Origin of the sequence: Flavobacterium frigoris PS1 (genome assembly GCF_000252125.1) — a bacterium.
GTDB classification, from domain to species: Bacteria; Bacteroidota; Bacteroidia; order Flavobacteriales; family Flavobacteriaceae; genus Flavobacterium; species Flavobacterium frigoris_A.
The window spans coordinates 20,704-39,627 of record NZ_AHKF01000005.1; the positions used below are offsets into that span (position 1 = coordinate 20,704).

The 18,924-nt window shown below is 34.5% G+C and carries 18 protein-coding genes; 12 read left to right on the forward strand and 6 right to left on the reverse strand.

Translation table 11 applies throughout. The annotated features are described in order from the left end of the window. Nucleotides 1-16: 16 nt before the first annotated feature. The 4 genes from HJ01_RS00915 to HJ01_RS00930 form a co-directional block, all read right to left on the reverse strand. Complete coding sequence (locus HJ01_RS00915) at nucleotides 17-763, reverse strand: rhomboid family intramembrane serine protease (RefSeq protein WP_007136367.1); 747 nt, start codon at nucleotides 761-763, stop codon at nucleotides 17-19. Continuing rightward, entirely contained in the window at nucleotides 760-2,610 is a 1,851-nt protein-coding gene (gene mutL / locus HJ01_RS00920; protein ID WP_007136368.1) for a DNA mismatch repair endonuclease MutL, read from the reverse strand. The genes HJ01_RS00915 and mutL overlap by 4 nt, the downstream gene beginning before the upstream one ends. Nucleotides 2,611-2,982: 372 nt before the next feature. Further along, nucleotides 2,983-3,558 carry a 6,7-dimethyl-8-ribityllumazine synthase gene (ribH, locus tag HJ01_RS00925; RefSeq protein WP_007136369.1) on the reverse strand — a complete coding sequence of 192 codons (576 nt, stop codon included), beginning with the start codon at nucleotides 3,556-3,558 and terminating at the stop codon, nucleotides 2,983-2,985. Between the two features lie 102 nt (nucleotides 3,559-3,660). Then, complete coding sequence (locus HJ01_RS00930; protein WP_007136370.1) at nucleotides 3,661-4,434, reverse strand: tetratricopeptide repeat protein; 774 nt, start codon at nucleotides 4,432-4,434, stop codon at nucleotides 3,661-3,663. A 244-nt stretch (nucleotides 4,435-4,678) separates the two neighbouring features. Between HJ01_RS00930 and recF the strand changes: the two genes are divergently transcribed. From recF to HJ01_RS00995, 12 genes are all read left to right on the forward strand, one after another. Continuing rightward, nucleotides 4,679-5,758 (forward strand): DNA replication/repair protein RecF, encoded by a 1,080-nt coding sequence (gene recF, locus HJ01_RS00935; protein WP_007136371.1) that lies wholly within the window; start codon nucleotides 4,679-4,681, stop codon nucleotides 5,756-5,758. A 71-nt stretch (nucleotides 5,759-5,829) separates the two neighbouring features. Beyond that, complete coding sequence (locus HJ01_RS00940; protein WP_007136372.1) at nucleotides 5,830-6,219, forward strand: rhodanese-like domain-containing protein; 390 nt, start codon at nucleotides 5,830-5,832, stop codon at nucleotides 6,217-6,219. Between the two features lie 48 nt (nucleotides 6,220-6,267). Then, entirely contained in the window at nucleotides 6,268-6,945 is a 678-nt protein-coding gene (locus HJ01_RS00945) for a DUF2461 domain-containing protein (RefSeq protein ID WP_007136373.1), read from the forward strand. Nucleotides 6,946-6,953: 8 nt separating this feature from the next. Then, on the forward strand, nucleotides 6,954-8,021 hold the full coding sequence (locus HJ01_RS00950; RefSeq protein WP_007136374.1) for a glycosyltransferase: 1,068 nt from the start codon (nucleotides 6,954-6,956) through the stop codon (nucleotides 8,019-8,021). A gap of 185 nt (nucleotides 8,022-8,206) precedes the next feature. Then, on the forward strand, nucleotides 8,207-9,220 hold the full coding sequence (gene murB, locus HJ01_RS00955) for a UDP-N-acetylmuramate dehydrogenase (protein WP_007136375.1): 1,014 nt from the start codon (nucleotides 8,207-8,209) through the stop codon (nucleotides 9,218-9,220). A 30-nt stretch (nucleotides 9,221-9,250) separates the two neighbouring features. After that, nucleotides 9,251-9,865: an FMN-binding negative transcriptional regulator gene (locus HJ01_RS00960; protein WP_007136376.1), complete on the forward strand. Its 615-nt coding sequence runs from the start codon at nucleotides 9,251-9,253 to the stop codon at nucleotides 9,863-9,865. 73 nt (nucleotides 9,866-9,938) lie between these two features. Beyond that, nucleotides 9,939-11,045, forward strand: a complete 1,107-nt coding sequence (locus HJ01_RS00965) for a glycosyltransferase (protein ID WP_007136377.1) — start codon at nucleotides 9,939-9,941, stop codon at nucleotides 11,043-11,045. Continuing rightward, complete coding sequence (locus HJ01_RS00970) at nucleotides 11,036-11,587, forward strand: RNA polymerase sigma factor (protein WP_007136378.1); 552 nt, start codon at nucleotides 11,036-11,038, stop codon at nucleotides 11,585-11,587. The genes HJ01_RS00965 and HJ01_RS00970 overlap by 10 nt, the downstream gene beginning before the upstream one ends. A 186-nt stretch (nucleotides 11,588-11,773) precedes the next feature. Beyond that, complete coding sequence (locus HJ01_RS00975) at nucleotides 11,774-12,595, forward strand: energy transducer TonB (protein WP_007136379.1); 822 nt, start codon at nucleotides 11,774-11,776, stop codon at nucleotides 12,593-12,595. A gap of 342 nt (nucleotides 12,596-12,937) precedes the next feature. After that, complete coding sequence (gene lipA, locus HJ01_RS00985) at nucleotides 12,938-13,807, forward strand: lipoyl synthase (protein ID WP_007136380.1); 870 nt, start codon at nucleotides 12,938-12,940, stop codon at nucleotides 13,805-13,807. Nucleotides 13,808-13,886: 79 nt separating this feature from the next. Continuing rightward, the gene (gap, locus tag HJ01_RS00990; RefSeq protein ID WP_007136381.1) at nucleotides 13,887-14,882 is read left to right on the forward strand and encodes a type I glyceraldehyde-3-phosphate dehydrogenase; all 996 of its coding nucleotides are present in this window, start codon (nucleotides 13,887-13,889) and stop codon (nucleotides 14,880-14,882) included. Between the two features lie 23 nt (nucleotides 14,883-14,905). Further along, on the forward strand, nucleotides 14,906-17,101 hold the full coding sequence (locus HJ01_RS00995; protein ID WP_007136382.1) for an ATP-binding protein: 2,196 nt from the start codon (nucleotides 14,906-14,908) through the stop codon (nucleotides 17,099-17,101). On the opposite strand, the gene HJ01_RS01000 is transcribed toward HJ01_RS00995, so the two are convergent. Both HJ01_RS01000 and lpxK read right to left on the reverse strand, forming a co-directional pair. Continuing rightward, complete coding sequence (locus HJ01_RS01000) at nucleotides 17,076-17,888, reverse strand: purine-nucleoside phosphorylase (RefSeq protein WP_007136383.1); 813 nt, start codon at nucleotides 17,886-17,888, stop codon at nucleotides 17,076-17,078. The genes HJ01_RS00995 and HJ01_RS01000 overlap by 26 nt on opposite strands. Beyond that, nucleotides 17,878-18,885 carry a tetraacyldisaccharide 4'-kinase gene (lpxK, locus tag HJ01_RS01005; protein WP_007136384.1) on the reverse strand — a complete coding sequence of 336 codons (1,008 nt, stop codon included), beginning with the start codon at nucleotides 18,883-18,885 and terminating at the stop codon, nucleotides 17,878-17,880. Before lpxK ends, HJ01_RS01000 begins: the two co-directional genes overlap by 11 nt. Nucleotides 18,886-18,924 lie beyond the last annotated feature (39 nt).

Consider the following 18,924-nt stretch of genomic DNA (forward strand, 5'->3'; position numbering starts at 1 on the left):
ATATTTCTAATTGTATTTAATTCCAACGATTATCATTGAACTGGTTTTTTTTCCAATACCACATGATTAAAAAACCAAATAATGCCCCTCCTACGTGTGCAAAATGGGCAATTCCACCACCACCAAAAATAGATTGACCAGAAATCCCTAAATACAAATCTACCAATACTAAACCAGGAACAAAATACTTGGCCTTAATTGGAACTGGAATGAACATTAGAGCAAGTTCAGCATTAGGAAACATAAAAGCAAATGCAACGATTACACCATAAATAGCACCCGAAGCACCAACAACTGTTCCTAAATAAGCACTAGTAAAGTCCTGAAACTGAGAAACCGTCATGATTTCCTGCCATTGTGTATTGATTTTACCTTCATTTAGAAGTTGCAAAACCTCTGCTTTGGCAAATCCATTTGAAACCAGTGTATTTATTCCTTCACTGAAATAATAATAGTTTATTCCCGTATGAAGTAAGGCAGCACCTAAACCACAAGAAATATAAAAGAAAAGAAACTTTTTGCTTCCCCAAATACTTTCTAAAGCAGAACCAAATGAATACAAGGCAAACATATTGAAAAAAATGTGCATGTATCCTCCGTGCATGAACATATGTGTGATAACCTGCCAATATTGGAAACCAGAATTTTCAGGAAAATACATAGCTAACATTTTGTAGGCGCCATCTCCCACAATTTGTGTTCCTATAAAAAATAGGATATTAATTATAATTAATTGTTTTACCGTTTCGGTTACATTTCTCATATTGCGAATTTTTTATCTAAATCTTCCACACGCATGGTGATGAAAGTGGGTTTTTGAAAAGGGGAAACATTAGGTTCTTTACAGGCAAAAAGTCCATTTACCAAGTTCTCCTGCTCTTTTACTGTTAATGGTGTTCCCGTTTTTACAGCCAAACTTTTGGCCATAGATTTTGCTATTGAATCATTTTGACTAAAACTACTCTCAGGGATACCATCTTGTAAATCACTCAATAATTGTTCCAACACTAAAGAAACTTCACTTTCCGTCACATTTACCGGAATTCCGGAAATAACAATATGATCTTTCTTTGTCTCTTCAAAAACAAAACCGGTATTAACTAGTGAAAGTTTCAACTCTTCAATGAGCTCCATTTCAACAGATGAAAAGAACAAATCAAGAGGGAATAGCAATTGCTGACTTGAAGCCTGATTAACGGTCATGTTGATCAAAAATTGTTCATACAAAACGCGCTGATGTGCCCGCTGTTGATCGACTATAACCATTCCTGATTTTATCGAGGAAACAATATATTTTTTATGAATTTGGTATGCACTATGTACAGTTTGCTCAACTTCTCCGTCATTGAATAGAGAGCCAGTAACCTCTTCACTTTCAAAAGAAAAATCAGCACTTCCAGTACTAAATTCAGAATCCTGTTTTAGTCCTACATACAGGCTTTCCCAATTTGAAGTGGGTTCCGGTTTCTTGTAACTTGAATAGTGCTTATTCACTTTATCATCCGAAAAAGGATTAAAGCTACCATCAACTTGGATTGTAGGCGTCGCTCCTTTTAAATCTTTATAATGGTACGGTGTATCTAAATTAGAATCTCGATCAAAATCTAAAACGGGTGCCACATTAAATTGCCCCAAACTATGCTTAATAGAAGCTCTTAGAATAGCATATAAAGCATGCTCATCATCAAACTTTATCTCCGTTTTAGTGGGATGTATGTTGATATCAATTGTATTTGGAGGAACAGTCAAGTACAAAAAATAACTCGGTTGCGCGCCGTCTTTCAAAATACCATCGTAAGCCGCCATCACGGCATGATGTAAATAACCACTTTTTATATAGCGATCATTAACAAAGAAAAACTGCTCTCCCCTATTTTTCTTGGCAAACTCAGGTTTACTTACAAAGCCTTGAATAGTTACTATTTCAGTCTCTTCTTGTACTGGCACAAGTTTTTGATTGGTCTTACCCGAAAATATATTGACAATTCGCTGTCTCAAACTAGAGCCTGGCAAATTGAACATTTCACTGCCGTTATGATAAAACGTAAAATAAATATTGGGATGGGCTAGAGCCACGCGTTGAAACTCATCTACTATATGACGGAGTTCAACTGTATCCGACTTTAAGAAATTACGACGAGCAGGAATGTTAAAAAATAAATTTTTGACTGCAAAAGAGGTTCCTTTTGGTAAAACAGCCACTTCCTGTGACACAAACTTACTTCCTTCAACGATAATTTGAGTACCGAGCTCTTCTTGGTCCTGCTTGGTCTTCATTTCTACATGGGCAATCGCAGCAATTGAAGCCAATGCTTCCCCACGAAACCCTTTAGTATGCAAAGAAAACAAATCCTCAGCTTTACGTATTTTAGATGTCGCATGGCGCTCAAAACACAGCCGAGCATCAGTAACACTCATTCCTAAACCGTTATCTATAACCTGAACCAATGCCTTACCGGCATCTTTTATAATTAATTTAATATCCGTTGACCTTGCATCGACTGCATTTTCAAGCAATTCTTTGACAACTGAAGCCGGTCTTTGTACGACTTCTCCAGCAGCAATTTGGTTGGCAACATGATCAGGAAGTAATTGAATTATACTCGACATTAAAAGAAATATTTTTAAAATTTTTAAAAGGCAAAAGTGTACAAATTTAATGAAATTCTATCGGGTTTTATTATTAATACAATTTAAAAAAAATAAAAAAACCACTGAAACAAGCACTATTTGCATTACACAAATACAAATCTAGAACGGCTTATCTTATAGCTTAGATTGATCTACAAAATGATAGAAAAGCATTTTACAATCACAAAAAAAAATCACTACTGAGCATTTCCTCTAACCCACTGAAACCACAAAGGATATAAAGATCAAATTTTTAAAGAATAAATTACTTAGCATCACAATAAAAAAACCTACTCCAATTTACGGAATAGGTTTATTATAATATTATAAAATATAAGCGAATTTTAAACTTTACTCCTTTAACTCTAAAGGCGAACCTTCTTCCAACTGCATAGCACCTGCAGATAGCAAAGGTCCCGTAGGTTTTTGATGTGTCAAAGATGCCTGTTGACGAATGAAAGCCATTTTGATAGCAGCAATAGCAGCTTCTGTGCCTTTATTACCATGAATTCCCCCACTTCTATCAATGGACTGTTGCATCGTATTATCTGTAAGAACACAAAAAATCACTGGTATGTCACTCTGTACATTCAAGTCTTTTATTCCTTGCGTTACTCCTTCGCAAACAAAATCAAAATGCTTTGTTTGTCCTTGAATCACGCAACCTATAGCAATTACAGCATCGACATTTTGAGTTTGCAGCATTTTTTTGCAGCCATAAACAAGCTCAAAACTTCCAGGAACATTCCATCGAATAATATTATCCGCGGGAACTGAATTTTCCAAAAAAGCCTCATTTGCCCCATTGTACAAGCCTTCAGTTATAGTATCATTCCATTCTGAAACAACCACCCCAAAACGAAAATTTTTCGCTTTTGGAACAGTGTTTTTATCATAAACGGATAAGTTTTTATTTACAGTTGCCATTTGGTTGTAATTTTTTGATTTAAATATTGATTTCCGATGTTAAAGATAGAATTTTGAATCAACAATCTAAAATCTAAAATCAGTAATTTTAAATCATTTTAACTATTGTGCTAATCCAATCAAAACATCTACCGAAGCAGCCTCTGGGCTTGCGTCAAAATTATCTTTAATATCTGTAAAATATTTCAATGCGTCTTCTTTCTTACCTAATTCCAAAGCCGTTTTACCTGCTTTTAATAAGAAACGTGGCGTGGTAAAATCATTTTTATTTGCTGCAACTGCCTTAAGATAATTATCTAAAGCCTCTTGCTGTTTTTTGCTTTGTGCATATGCATCTCCAATTGCTCCTTTTGCCAAAGCACCTAGAACAATATCTTCAGATTTGAATTTACTTAAATAATCAATCGCCTCAGTATATTTACCTGTATTTAGGTAAGCGATCCCTGCGTAATAATTAGCTAAATTCCCAGCATCAGTACCTGAATACTCATCAGCAATTTTCACAAATCCAAATTTACCTTCAGAACCATTCAAAGACAATTTGTATAATGAATCACTCGCAACACCGTCAGTAGCTTGTTGAAAGTTTTGTTGTGCTACAAACATTTCGTTTGCCGCTTCAACTTGTTTTGGCTCAGCGATAAACTTTTGATACACTAAATAACCTATAGTAACTAAAGCAACAGCACCTACTATACCAATAATGAAATTCTGATTTTTAGCTACAAAATCTTCTGTTTTTGAGGCAGTTTCATCTAATGTTGAAAATACACCCGCAGTTGTGCTGTCTTTTTCATCAATGTTTAAGTTTTCAACCGCGTCATCATTTACTCTTTCTTTTGGTGCTTTATATCCTCTTTTACTGTAAGTAGCCATTTAAATTTAATTTAGTGAACCGCAAAAATAAAATTTTTATTCAAACCGACACAAAAAAATTAGGATTTTATAGATAATAATAAAAAATATATATTCTGCCTAGCCCCCATCCCTTCTAAACATAAAAAAAAAATGATAGAAAACGCTCAAAAGCCTATTATATCGATAATTTTCAATAATTTGCACCCACTTTAGATAAGCCAATCAAAAACAACAAACTCCTCAATACCAGCAAGCCTTAAAGATGTATTTAAAAAAGATTTCACTGTTCAATTATAAGAATTTCTCGGAGGCTAATTTCGAATTTGAGGGTAAAATAATTTGTTTTGTAGGTAAAAACGGCATTGGAAAAACCAATGTACTTGATGCTATCTACCATTTATCCTACGGTAAAAGTTATTTTAACCCCTTGGCGGTCCAGAATATCAAACATGGCGAAGAGTTTTTCGTTATAGATGCTGAATTTATTAAAAACGAAAGAAACGAACAAGTCGTTTGCAGTTTGAAGAAAGGCCAGAAAAAGGTACTGAAACGCAATGGTAAATCATATGATAAATTTTCAGATCACATTGGCTTTATTCCACTTGTTATTATTTCCCCCGCAGACCGGGATTTGATTGTGGAAGGAAGTGAAACCCGAAGAAAATTCATGGATAGCGTCATCTCTCAATTGGACTCCCATTACCTGAAGCAACTTATACAGTACCAGAAGGTAATGAGTCAACGGAACGCTTTGCTGAAATATTTTGCATTGAACCACGTTTTCGAAAATGACACCCTATCGATATATAATGAACAACTCGACGGTTTTGGAAAGTATATTTTCGAAAAAAGGAAAGAATTTATCGAGCAATTTTTACCTATTTTTAATACACATCATCATGCGATAACAGGTTCTGAAGAAACAGTTCAATTAGTTTACGAAAGTCATTTGTACGAAAAGGATCTACTGACTCTTTTGAGAGAAAATATCAATAAGGACCGCGCATTACATTATACCAGTGTAGGCATACATAAAGACGACCTTTCTTTTGAAATAGATGGACACCCTATTAAGAAGTTTGGTTCTCAAGGACAGCAAAAGTCTTTTCTAATAGCTTTAAAACTAGCTCAATTTGAATTCCTTAAAAAGCAAAGTGGTGTAAAACCCATTTTATTATTTGATGACATTTTTGACAAATTAGACGAAAGTCGTGTTGCAAAAATAATTGAGATGGTCAACAGCGACACTTTTGGACAGCTATTTATCTCTGATACACATCCAGAACGAACTGAAGCCATCGTTAAATCGACACATCAGTCTTATAAAATATTTAACTTGTAAATAGGACTATAAATCATTTAAGTCCTCAAAATTTACTTAATTTAGCGTATTGAACCTCTAAAGAAACTAAAATGAAATTTCGCTCAATATTTTTTTTACTAGTATCTTTTGTCATTTTATCCTGCAACGGACAAACGTCAAAAGATATAAAAACTGTTGAAGCAAAAACTTTTGCCGAAAAAATCAATACGACTGACAATCCACAAATACTGGATGTCCGTACACCAGAAGAGTTCAATGTAGATCATATCCCAAATGCGAATAACGTAAATTGGCTTGGAGACAACTTTATTAAAGATTCCGAAAAATATGACAAAACAAAACCTGTATTTGTTTATTGTAAAAGTGGAGGTCGAAGTAAAAAAGCAACGGAAAAACTGCAAGAACTAGGGTTTAAAAACATCTATGAGCTAGATGGTGGATTTATGAAATGGGATGCGGAAGGCCTTTCTAAAAAATAACATAAAATTAAAGTGATAAGTTAACAACACTGTAACAATAGTCAACAAATGCTTTCAAAAGACAGTTTAGAATTTCTAGAAGATCTAAAAAACAATAACAACAGGGATTGGTTTTTGGAAAACAAAAAAAAATACGAAGTTTTCAAAAAAGACTATCAGCAATTAGTTGCTGATTTTCTTGATACTATGAAACCCTTAGATCCATCATTAGAAATGTTGGAAGTAAAAAACTGTACTTTCAGAATAAATCGTGACATTCGGTTTTCAAAAGACAAGTCCCCCTATAAGTCGCACTTGGGCGTTTGGCTTTCTTCGGGAACCAAAGGTCATAATCGCGCCGGCTATTACGTTCATATCGAAAAAGGAGCAAGTTTCATTGCCGGAGGTTTTTATGCTCCTGAAGCGGCCGACTTAAAAAAAGTACGCAAAGAAATTGCTTATTTTCATGAGGATTTAGAAAAAATTCTTAATGAAAAAAACTTCAAAAAAGAGTTTGGTGATTTTGATCGAAACGAAAAAAGCATCCTCAAAAATGCTCCTAGAGATTATGAAAAAGACCATCCCGCGATTGAGCTTTTAAAACTTAAAAGTTTTGAGACTTCTCAACCATTCGACATTTCTGAAGTTGCCAAAAAAGATTTTGTTTCAAAAATGAGCAAAAAACTAATTCTTTTAAAACCTTTAAACGAATTCATTAATAGAGCGCTAACTTCTGAAGAGTTTTAATACAACCCATGAAAAAAAGAAAGATCCTTTTTCTTGGAGAATCCTACAGAGCTGACGCCATTACTTGGACCAATGGCCTTAAAGAGTTTGGTGATTTTGACATCATCAGTTGGGAATTAAAAACACCAAGCAATACCCATTTCAATAAATTGAAGCGAATTTTAGAATATAAATTCGCTCTTTTCAAAATTAAAAAAATAATAAAACTGCATCAACCTGATATGATTATCGCAGAAAGAACCACAAGCTATGGCTTTTTGGCTGCCCTATCCGGAGTTAAGCCCACTGCCATAGCGCAACAAGGAAGAACTGATTTGTGGCCAGAAAACTCCCCTTTTTTACCATTCAAGAAAATATTACAGAATTACGCTTTCAAAAAAGCAACTCTAATCCACGCCTGGGGACCTGTTATGGCTATTTCGATGGCAAAAGTCAATGTTGATATGCAAAAGGTTCTGGTTATGCCAAAAGGAATTGACTTGACAAAATTCGAAAATAAAAACTCAACGAATCCAGACCAAATTTCAGCTATAGTAACCCGCTCATTACTGCCTGAATACCGCCATGATGTGATTTTGAAAGCTTTTGGAATTTTAAAGGACAAAGGAATTGATTTTGCGCTTACCATAGTAGGTGACGGAACGCAGCTAGCCGTTTTGAAGAATTTAGCTAAACAATTAAACATAGAAAACAAAGTCCATTTTACCGGAAGGATACCCAATACGGAATTACCCCAATTATTACAGGCCTCTAGTTTTTACATCAGTATTCCCATAACAGAAGGAGTATCAGCATCATTATTTGAAGCTATGGCATCCAATTGTTACCCAATCGTAACAGATATTGCAGGAAATCAAAGTTGGATACAACACCGTAAAAATGGGCAACTTATCGCTTTGGATGATTCCAAGATGCTCGCTGAAGAACTATTATGGTCATTTGAAAATAAAACCCATAGAGCAGAAGCTGTAATGACAAACCGAAAATTTGTTGAGAAAAATGCCGATTACAAAATCAATATGAAAATCATAGCCAACAAATACCACGACTTAATTAATAGCTATAGTAGCATTTAGCTTAGCTACGTGCGTAAATAACGGGATTTACAATAAACCCATCAAGATTTTGCAATAAGGAGGTGTTCAAATCATTGCGAATATCATACTTTATTTTGGATACTTATCTAGATGAAAAAATATACAAATAAATTATAATCCTTACTTTTGGAACTCGAATTCAACAATAAAAAGAACGCCCTTTTATGGAAATGCAAAATAATTTCTCTTTAAAAAACTACAACACCTTTGGTATAGAAGCCAAAGCAAAACAATTTATTGCAGTTCACTCTGTGGCCGAATTGAAAACCGTTTTAAAACAAAACAAATTAGAGAAAAAATTCATCCTTGGTGGAGGAAGCAATATGCTTCTGACGAAAGACATAGAAGCTTTGGTTATTCACATCGATTTGAAGGGCAAAAAAATAATTGAGGAAAATGAAGATTTTGTATGGGTCGAAAGTCAAGCTGGGGAGAGCTGGCATGAATTTGTGCTTTGGACCATAGAACAGAATTTTGGCGGATTAGAAAACATGTCTCTTATCCCAGGAAATGTGGGCACTACTCCGGTTCAAAACATAGGCGCATATGGAACTGAAATCAAAGACACGTTCATTTCATGTGAAGCACTATCTATAGCAAACCAAGAAACAAAAAAGTTTATAAAAGACGAATGTCATTTTGGGTACCGAGAAAGCATTTTTAAAAACGAGGCTAAAGACCAATATGTTATCACCTCAGTTATTTTTAAATTGACCAAACACAATCACAAAATCAACACTTCGTATGGCGACATTACTGCCGAATTAGCGAAAAACAGTATTAGTAAGCCTACTTTAAAAGACGTAAGTAATGCCGTAATTGCCATTAGACAAAGTAAATTGCCCGATCCAAAAGAATTAGGAAATAGCGGCAGTTTCTTTAAAAACCCCATTCTGTTAAAATCCGATTTCGAAAAAATTCACCAACAGTTTCCTGAAATGAAATATTATGACATCTCTGAAACCGAAGTAAAGGTTCCGGCAGGCTGGCTTATTGAACAAGCTGGATTTAAAGGAAAGCGTTTTGGTAATGCTGGAATCCATAAAAACCAAGCTTTGGTTTTAGTAAATTACGGCAATGCTACGGGACAAGAAATTTTAAACATTTCAAAGAATATCCAAGAAACAATTTTAAATACTTTTGGCATTCAAATTGAAGCTGAAGTCAATGTCATCTAATTTAGTTGTAAAATCCTTAACACCTAAGATATGTTCATTCCTGATATTTACAAGAACGAAAATCAAGAAGAAATCAGAACTTTTCTGATCCAGAATAGTTTTGGTATTCTAGTCAATCAAACTGACGGAAAATTATGCGCAACTCATATCCCACTTGAATTAGACACAAATAAAGAGGGCAAAGAAGTCTTATTAGGTCATATTTCAAAAGAAAACCCACAATGGAAAGGCTTTGCTGATAATGACGAAGTGCTGGCTATTTTTTCTGGACCGCATTCCTATATTTCGTCCTCTTGGTATGATCACGAAAATGTACCAACCTGGAATTACATTGCGGTCCATGTTTACGGAAAAATTAAAGTTGTAGAAGGCGAAGTAGTAATTGATTCTCTTAAAAAACTTGTTGACAAATACGAACAAAATTCCTATTGTCCTATTCGAGTAGAAGATCTGTCTAAGAAAACTATGATGCAAACCCGAGGAATTGTCGCTTTTGAAATCGAGATTCAAGATATTCAGTCTACAAAAAAGATGTCGCAAAATCGCGGCGAATCAGATTATAAAAATATAATTTTGGAGTTAGAAAAAACGGAAAATAGCCAGTCTATTGCCGTCGCTGATGAAATGAAAAAATGCCGAAAGTAATTGAAATTTACCTATTGATAATTGGCAATTGCGAATTACCTTTGCACTCGATTTAATAACTCATAAAACTCCGATGCTTATACTAATTCTCTACTTTTTCATTGTTGTAGTTGCCATTCAGCTCTCCTTTTATTTAGGTGTTTTTGGAAAATTTGCTTTTGCGAAAGCGCAAAAAATAACTCCCAAAAAACTGTCTATATCTGTTATTGTTTGTGCCAAAAACGAAGAAGAAAATGTAGCTAACTTTATCCCGCTATTAGCTGAACAGAACTATCCGGATTTTGAAATCATATTGATCGACGATGCTTCTAGTGACAATACATTAGAAATATTTGAGGATTTCGAAAAACAATATTCTAATATTCGTTTGGTAAAAGTCCAAAACAATGAAGCCTTTTGGGGAAACAAGAAATACGCTTTGACCTTAGGGATAAAAGCAGCTAAAAAAGAATATTTACTGTTTACAGATGCTGACTGCTACCCTACTTCCAAAGAATGGATTACAGCGATGAGTTCTCAGTTTACCATGCAAAAAACAATTGTATTAGGATATGGCGGATATGAAAAAATAGCCAATTCTTTTCTTAATAAAGTAATTCGCTTCGAGACTTTAGTTACCGCAATTCAGTACTTTTCATGGGCAAAAGCAGGACTTCCTTACATGGGAGTAGGAAGAAATTTAGCTTACAAAAAAGAAGAATTTTTTAATGTAAATGGATTTATTAGCCACATTCAGCTTCGTTCTGGAGATGATGATTTATTCATTAACGAGGCAGCTACAGGAAAAAACACAGCCATCAGCTACACTCCAGAAAGCTTTACGTACTCTAAACCTAAAAGGACTTTTAAGGAGTGGATTACACAAAAAAGAAGACATGTTGCTACTGCAAACCATTACAAGAAATTAGACAAACTGCAACTGGGAACTTTCTATTGCTCTCAATTGTTATTCATATTGCTTCCTATAGTGCTATTGTCTTTTCAATTTCAATGGATATTGGTTTTGACCTTAATAGCACTAAGATATTTGTGCGCTTGGATTATTGTTGGATTTTCTGCGGGCAAACTTAAAGAGAACGATTTGAAATATTGGTTTCCTGTTGTAGAGTTAGTACTTATATTCACACAAATTAATATCTTTATCACCAATATTTTCTCAAAACCAGTACATTGGAAATAAACACACAAATAGAAAAAGCAAAAAAAGGGGATCAAGCCGCCTTCACTTTTCTATTGAATCATTACTGGAATGAGGTATATGGCTTCATGTTAAAGCGCGTAGAAAATGAAACTACTGCTGAGGATATCACTATTGAGACTTTCTCGAAAGCTTTCGACAAGTTAACAACTTACAATCCCGAATTTCAGTTTAATACGTGGTTAATCAGTATTGCAAAAAATGTTCATATTGATTTATTACGCAAAAAGAAATCTAGTCTTTTTGTTGAAATTACAGATAAGGAAGACCAGAAAGCCTATAACATTGCGGACACTACACCGTCTAAAGAAGACGAACTAATTACGGAGCAAAACCTTTCGCAATTGCTACGATACATAAAGGAATTGAAACCCCACTACCAGGAAGTAATACAATTGCGTTATTTTCAGGAAATGAGTTATCAGGAAATTGCGAATTCCATTGATGAACCCTTGAGTAATGTGAAGATAAAACTACTTCGTGCCAAAAAGTTATTGGCAGAAATCATTAGGAATAGAAGATAGTTATTTTTAATCTACAGCTTTATTAAACACATAAATCAGCTTGCTTTAGCAAACTGTATCCGCCCTTCTTTTTTTTACAAATAAAAAGATATCTTTTACATACTAAATTTCTTGTTATTTACGTTGTTATTTAAAATAACATCTGCTTATGATTTAACTGATACCTAACCATTAAATCCTTGAAATATGTCAAAACTAAGCATTTACGAAACTGACTGGATTAATCTAGTTTTCGAAAACAAGAACAAAGAGTATGGCGCTTATCAACTTCGTCAGGAAAGTTCCAGAACCTCCTTATTTGCCCTTTTTATAGCTTTGTTACTATGTGCCTCTTTGATGGGCATTCCACCAATTTTAAGTTTTTTTAATGTTGAAAACAACAGCCCCGCTGAAATTCAGGAACCATTAGACAGAATAATTCAAGTAACCACTATTGCACCACCTTTAATAAAAAAAATCGAAGCTCAAATTCCTGTAAAAACGCTTGCGCAAAAATCTCTAGAAGTTAATCTAAAAAAGCAATTAGTGAATCCTGTCATAGTAGAAGCACCACTTGCAACTCCTGATCTTGCGACCAATAATGAATATCCCGCGATAATAGAAAGCACCAATACAGGAATCGGATTAGCAAATCCCAATTCTTCAGTAGGAAATGGTACTGAGATAACCACGCCAATCGAATATGGAAATACTGTTGTTACAACTGCCATTCTAGACAAACTGCCTGAATTCCCAGGAGGCATTGCTAAGTTCTACACTTATATTGGTAGAAATTTTGAGACTCCAGATATAAATGGCGAAAGAACCGTACGTATTTATGTTTCATTTGTGGTCGAAAAAGACGGCAGTATGACTAGTATTCAAGTAAAAAATGATCCAGGCTATGGCTTAGCAGATGAAGCCATACGCGTTTTGAAATCCTTGAAAACTAATTGGGCACCAGGAATGATTGGTTCAAAACCAGTAAGAACCTCTTATAATTTACCTATTATGGTGCAGGGGAACTAATTTTAAATTTAAACACATAAAGCAGAGTCGAGAGGTTCTGCTTTTTTTGCTTCCTTTCGAAACCACAAATACAATAGTATTAGGACTGCCCTAGCCCAGATTGCAGTGACCATCCTTGTGTGTAGAAATGGACTATTTTCCTGACAAAAATGAGCGACCGAAAGAAGCTCCATTACTGTCCTAGGAAAAACCATTTCTAAATACAATATGGAAGCGTAAAGCTAGAAATAGCTTCTAATATCTCCACTTATTTTTTCTGTGGCAAATCAATACTAAAGCTTGGTGCTTAAACCCTTTGTTTTAAATCCGCTTTCCTTATATTTGTACTTTGAAAATTGATATATGGAAACTGCTTTAGAAAATACTTTACCAACTGCAAAGCCAAAATGGTTGAAGGTAAAGCTACCAATAGGAAAAAAATATACTGAGCTTCGAGGCTTAGTCGACAAATATAGTTTGAATACGATTTGCGCCTCTGGAAGTTGCCCAAACATGGGTGAATGCTGGGGTGAAGGTACGGCAACGTTTATGATTCTGGGAAACACTTGTACCCGTTCATGCGGTTTTTGCGGTGTAAAAACTGGTAGACCTGAAACGGTAGACTGGGATGAACCTGAAAAAGTGGCGCGCTCTATAAAAATCATGAATATTAAACATGCGGTGATTACCAGTGTGGACAGAGATGATTTGAAAGACGGTGGTTCAATTATTTGGATCGAAACCGTAAAAGCAATTCGTAGGATGAACCCTACTACTACTTTAGAAACTTTGATTCCTGATTTTCAGGATATAAAAAGAAACATAGATCGAATAATAGAAGCTAATCCTGAAGTAGTTTCTCATAACGTGGAAACTGTGCGCAGGTTAACTCGTGAAGTGCGTATTCAAGCCAAATACGACCGAAGTTTAGAAGTGTTGAGATACCTAAAAGAAAAAGGAATCAACAGAACGAAATCAGGAATTATGCTTGGTCTTGGTGAGCAAGAAGAGGAAGTTTTTCAAACAATGAGAGACCTACGTGCAGTTAATGTGGATATCGTCACAATAGGACAGTACTTACAACCAAGTAAAAAGCACTTGCCGGTTAAAGAATTTATCACGCCTGATCAATTTGCCATTTATGAAAAATTTGGACTGGAACTAGGTTTCCGTCATGTAGAAAGTGGCCCATTAGTTCGTTCTTCTTATAAAGCACAGAAACACATTCTTTAAAAAACAGTTCAGCTTTCAAGTTTAAAGGTTCTAATTAAGCGCCTTTAAACTTGTAACCTGAGACTTTATACAAAACATATTGAAAACAAGAGTTGCCATTAATGGCTTTGGAAGAATTGGACGCAATTTATTTCGTTTGCTTTTAAACCATCCCAGTATTGAAGTTGTTGCCATAAACGATATTGCCGATACTAAAACCATGGCACATCTGGTAAAATACGATAGTATTCACGGAGTTTTGCCTTACACGATAAGTTCCGATGAGAAAGGAATCTTGGTTGATGGAAAGCACTTTTTGTTTTTTCACGAAAAAAACATTTCAAACTTAGACTGGAAAAGCACAAACATAGATTACGTTATTGAATCCACCGGAAAGTTTAAGACGTACGAAGAACTGAATGCACACATTGTTGCTGGTGCAAAAAAAGTAATTCTTTCAGCGCCTTCTGAGGTTGACACGATAAAAACCGTTGTACTAGGAGTAAACGACTCTATTCTTGACGGAACGGAAACCATTATCTCGAATGCAAGCTGCACAACGAATAATGCCGCTCCTATGATGAAAGTGATAGACGAACTTTGTGGTATCGAACAAGCCTATATTACAACAATACATTCCTACACTACTGATCAAAGCCTACATGACCAACCGCACAAAGATTTACGTCGAGCACGCGGAGCAAGTCAGTCAATTGTACCTACAACAACTGGAGCTGCAAAAGCATTGTCAAAAATATTCCCTACATTAGAGGGCAAAATAGGAGGTTGCGGTATTCGTGTTCCGGTACCGGACGGTTCATTGACCGATATAACCTTCAATGTAAAACGTTCTGTTTCAATAGACGAAATAAACACAGCCTTCAAAACTGCCGCTGAAGGAAATCTAAAAGGAATCTTAGACTATACTGAAGACCCCATTGTTTCAGTTGACATTATTGGGAACAGGAATTCTTGTGTATTTGATGCGCAACTGACTTCGGTAATCGACAAAATGGTCAAAGTAGTAGGCTGGTATGATAATGAAATTGGATATTCTTCCCGAATAATTGATTTAATACTTTTGACAAAAAAATAAAATGAACAATTAAAAAACTTCAAATGAAATACCTCTTGGTTTTTATTATTTTTTTTAATTCACTGCTATATTCTCAAAAAAAAGAGAACATGGACAGCATTGCTTATTACACCACGCTTGCCGATTCTAACATAAAAGAAAACGACTACAAAAACGCACTCCTATCTACTCAAAAAGCAATAAATTATTGCATCGAAAACAATCAGATTGAAAGTCAAGGAATTCAAACTTACAAACTAGGTAAAATCTATTTTGCCGTTAAAAAGTATGATGATGCGAAGGAAGCTTTTTCTGAAAGCATCGACCTACTCGAAAACTTAAAAAACTCAGCCACCTATACCGATCTCTATTATTATTTAGGGCTAACCCATATTCGCAAAAAACAGTATGAGACCGCTGAGATCTATTTTGACAAAGCACAAGACAGCAACAGTGAGCTGCAAACTGCAGGTTTTAATGAATTAATAAATCTTCAAAAAGGAATTATTCACAAATCTAAAGGGCACTACGATTTAGCTTCTCAAATCTTTAATAGTATAATTGCCCTAGCCGATAGTCCTGATACCGTTGACACAAAAGCGGAAGCATTATATCAAATTGGTCTAATCGAAGAAACAAACAAACGAAATAACTTAGCATTAAACTACTTCAACAAAGCTTTAGCTTTAAATGCTAAAAATGAAAACCTAGAACAAAAAGCTAATATCTTATTTGCATTAAGTTCAGTTTACGAGAAGATGCTAGATAAGAATTCTGCTTATTCCTATTTAAAGCAGCACTTGAATTTAAAAGAACGTATTTCTATCTTAAATAACGAAAAACTTGGAATCGACGACTACGAGTCTTTTAAGGAATCCCAACGTCTAAAAAAACTAGAACAGCTAAACAAACAAAATATAGAGAAAGCAAAAACTAATAAATTCTCTAAACTCATTAATATCTTGGCCATTGCCTTAATTTCAATTTTATCACTACTGAGTTTATCTCTTTATAAAAACAATATTATTAGAAAAAAATCTAATTTATTATTATGGGATAAAAACAACGAATTAATTATAGCTAAAGAAAAAGCAGAGAAAGCGTCAAAAGCAAGGTCTGAATTTCTATCTACTGTTAGTCATGAACTCCGTACGCCACTAAATGCCATAAACGGAATCACCCATTTGCTATTAGAGGAAAACCCTAAAAAATCCCAATTGCAATATTTATCTTCATTAAAATTTTCAGGGAATTATTTAACGACTTTTATTAATGAAATTCTAGAAATTAACAAAATAGAATCTAATAAGACAGAGCTTGAAAACATCAATTTCAATCTAAAGGAGCTACTAGAAGACATTCAAAATTCTTTAAAGGCAATTGCCCTAAAAAACAATGACGCTTTTACATTAGAGATTGATCCAAACATACCTGAGTATCTACTTGGGGATCCAACTAAACTATCTCAAATTTTCATGAATTTAATCAATAACGCATTAAAATTCACGAAAGACGGACATGTCAGCACTAGCGTTAAACTTCTATCATTGAAAGAAGGCAAAGCAACTTTATCCTTTGCTATAACAGATACAGGAATAGGTATTCCTGAAGACAAACTCGTAACCGTCTTTGAAAGTTTTTCCCAAGGCTCCGTAGAAATTAATCGAAAATACGGTGGAACAGGCTTGGGTTTAACAATAGTCAAGAAATTAATCGAACTATTAGGAGGTAAAATTAAGCTCGAAAGTATCGTTGACAAAGGTTCTAAATTTTCATTTGATTTAAAATTTGAGGTTGATGAGCTGCATCTAGTTACTAAAGAAAAAACAAAACCATACGATGAAGCAATCTTAATAGATAAAAAAATACTTGTTGTAGAAGACAATAAAATAAATCAAATGATCACCAAAAAGATGCTCGAGAATAAAGGAATTCTTTGTGAAATCATCGATAATGGAGAAGATGCAATTGCGGTTGCCAAATCTAATACTTACGATTTAATTCTGATGGATGTACATTTACCAGGAATAAATGGTACCATAGCAACAGAGCAAATCAGAGAGTTCGACCCCACTACGCCTATAGTAGCCATAACGGCTATTTCACTAGATGAGAATAGAGAAATGTTATTGTCCTATGGGATGAATGACGTAATTACAAAACCTTTCCCTCCCTTAGAATTTTATACTGTAATCGCTCGAAACATAAAAAAAGCTAATACTTTAAAATCAACTCTTTAATTAGAGTTCTCACTTTGGGCTCTGCTTTTTGAGCAGCTTCCAACACTTCATTGTGAGAAATCGTTTCGATACTATCTTCATCTCCCATATCCGTAATTACAGAAACCCCAAAAGTTTCCAGATCCATGTGGCGCGCCACAATAACTTCAGGAACAGTGCTCATTCCCACACAATCAGCGCCAAGAATTTTTACCATTTTGTACTCTGCCAAAGTTTCAAAAGTAGGTCCTTGCAATCCTAAGTAAACCCCCTCTTTAATTTCAATATTGAGATTATCCGCCAGTTCTTTTACTTTTGCAATCATTTTTCTAGAATAAGGCTCACTCATATTTACAAAACGAGGTCCAAAACGTTCGTCATTTATTCCACGCAAAGGATGTTCTGGTGCAAAATTGATGTGGTCTTTAATTATCATTATATCACCTACTCTATAATTGGGGTTCACACCACCTGAAGCATTAGATACAATCAATTTATTTATTCCTAAAAACTTCATCACCCGAACTGGGAAAGTAACTTCCTTCATGGAGTAACCTTCATAATAATGAAACCTTCCTTGCATCGCAACTACCTTTTTATCTCCTATTGTCCCAAAAACCAAAGCTCCTTTGTGTCCTTGAACCGTCGATACAGGGAAATTTTGAATTTCATTGTACGGTAGAACAAACTCAATATTCATTTCCTCTGTAAAACTTCCTAAACCAGATCCTAAAATCACACCATACTCTGGAGTGAAATCTATTTTCTCCTTAATGCAACTAACTGTTTGTTGTACTTTATCCCACATAATTTAGTATTGTTTTTTTAAATGCATTGTCAGCTACAAGAAACTTGCTTTTTATGGGTAAATAAAAGAGTTGTTCACTAGGAATACTATCTTTTAATCGCACATAATCTTTCTCTGTGGTGACAATAATTTTATTTATTGCTTTATTTTTAATGTCTAAAATATCTTTTTCAGTAAAATGATGGTGATCTGGAAAAGTTAGACATTCTTCATTGTTTCGCTTTAAAAAATTGAAAAACGGTTCCGGTTTTGCAATCCCTGCCAAAAGTATCTTATCCATATTGTGAGTTTCACTTACTTTTAGCGTTTGATTCTCAGAATAAATACAATCGTCATAAACGATTGTTGTAAAGTATAACTCTTGATTTTTAGCAATTTTTAAATTATTTCTAATTAGGTTTTGCTCTTTAATAGCTACTTCTGACGGACATTTTGTTACTATAATTACGTTAGCTCTTTTAGCACCGCTGCGGCATTCTCTCAAATTTCCTGTTGGAAGCATAAAATCATCTGAATACAAATCACCATAAGAAGTAAGCAAGATATAAAACCCAGCCTTAACTTTTCGGTGTTGAAAGGCATCATCTAACAAAATAACCTCTGGCTTCAGATCTTGCGACAGTAATTGTTCAATTCCGTTTTTCCTATTAACATCAACCGCAACTTGAATATTATCAAACTTCTGATAAAACTGAAATGGCTCATCTCCCAAAATTTCAGCATTTGAGGTTGTATCAGCCAATATAAAACCTTCCGAATTCCTCTTATAACCTCTACTTAAAGTAGCTACTTTATAGGTATCAGAAAGCAATCGAATTAAATACTCTATTTGTGGCGTTTTCCCGGTACCTCCTACACTTAGATTCCCTACAGCAATAATTGGCAAATCGAAAGTATACGACTTCAAAATCCCATTATCGAAAAGAAAATTCCGAATACTCGTAATTAAACCATATAAAACAGCAAAAGGAAAGAGTATTTTTCGAAGTAAAATCATAATACGAAAGTATAATAAATTATCTTTGAATTAAATATT

Excerpts from the sequence above, each read along its gene's own strand:
- HJ01_RS00975 (WP_007136379.1), top strand. The coding sequence starts at position 11,774 with ATGTCAAAACTAAGCATTTACGAAACTGACTGGATTAATCTAGTTTTC.
- recF (WP_007136371.1), top strand. The coding sequence starts at position 4,679 with ATGTATTTAAAAAAGATTTCACTGTTCAATTATAAGAATTTCTCGGAG.
- mutL (WP_007136368.1), bottom strand. The coding sequence starts at position 2,610 with ATGTCGAGTATAATTCAATTACTTCCTGATCATGTTGCCAACCAAATT.
- lipA (WP_007136380.1), top strand. The coding sequence starts at position 12,938 with ATGGAAACTGCTTTAGAAAATACTTTACCAACTGCAAAGCCAAAATGG.
- HJ01_RS00945 (WP_007136373.1), top strand. The coding sequence starts at position 6,268 with ATGCTTTCAAAAGACAGTTTAGAATTTCTAGAAGATCTAAAAAACAAT.
- HJ01_RS00930 (WP_007136370.1), bottom strand. The coding sequence starts at position 4,434 with ATGGCTACTTACAGTAAAAGAGGATATAAAGCACCAAAAGAAAGAGTA.
- HJ01_RS00940 (WP_007136372.1), top strand. The coding sequence starts at position 5,830 with ATGAAATTTCGCTCAATATTTTTTTTACTAGTATCTTTTGTCATTTTA.
- HJ01_RS01000 (WP_007136383.1), bottom strand. The coding sequence starts at position 17,888 with ATGTGGGATAAAGTACAACAAACAGTTAGTTGCATTAAGGAGAAAATA.
- HJ01_RS00960 (WP_007136376.1), top strand. The coding sequence starts at position 9,251 with ATGTTCATTCCTGATATTTACAAGAACGAAAATCAAGAAGAAATCAGA.
- HJ01_RS00915 (WP_007136367.1), bottom strand. The coding sequence starts at position 763 with ATGAGAAATGTAACCGAAACGGTAAAACAATTAATTATAATTAATATC.
- HJ01_RS00950 (WP_007136374.1), top strand. The coding sequence starts at position 6,954 with ATGAAAAAAAGAAAGATCCTTTTTCTTGGAGAATCCTACAGAGCTGAC.
- HJ01_RS00995 (WP_007136382.1), top strand. The coding sequence starts at position 14,906 with ATGAAATACCTCTTGGTTTTTATTATTTTTTTTAATTCACTGCTATAT.
- ribH (WP_007136369.1), bottom strand. The coding sequence starts at position 3,558 with ATGGCAACTGTAAATAAAAACTTATCCGTTTATGATAAAAACACTGTT.
- HJ01_RS00965 (WP_007136377.1), top strand. The coding sequence starts at position 9,939 with ATGCTTATACTAATTCTCTACTTTTTCATTGTTGTAGTTGCCATTCAG.
- murB (WP_007136375.1), top strand. The coding sequence starts at position 8,207 with ATGGAAATGCAAAATAATTTCTCTTTAAAAAACTACAACACCTTTGGT.
- lpxK (WP_007136384.1), bottom strand. The coding sequence starts at position 18,885 with ATGATTTTACTTCGAAAAATACTCTTTCCTTTTGCTGTTTTATATGGT.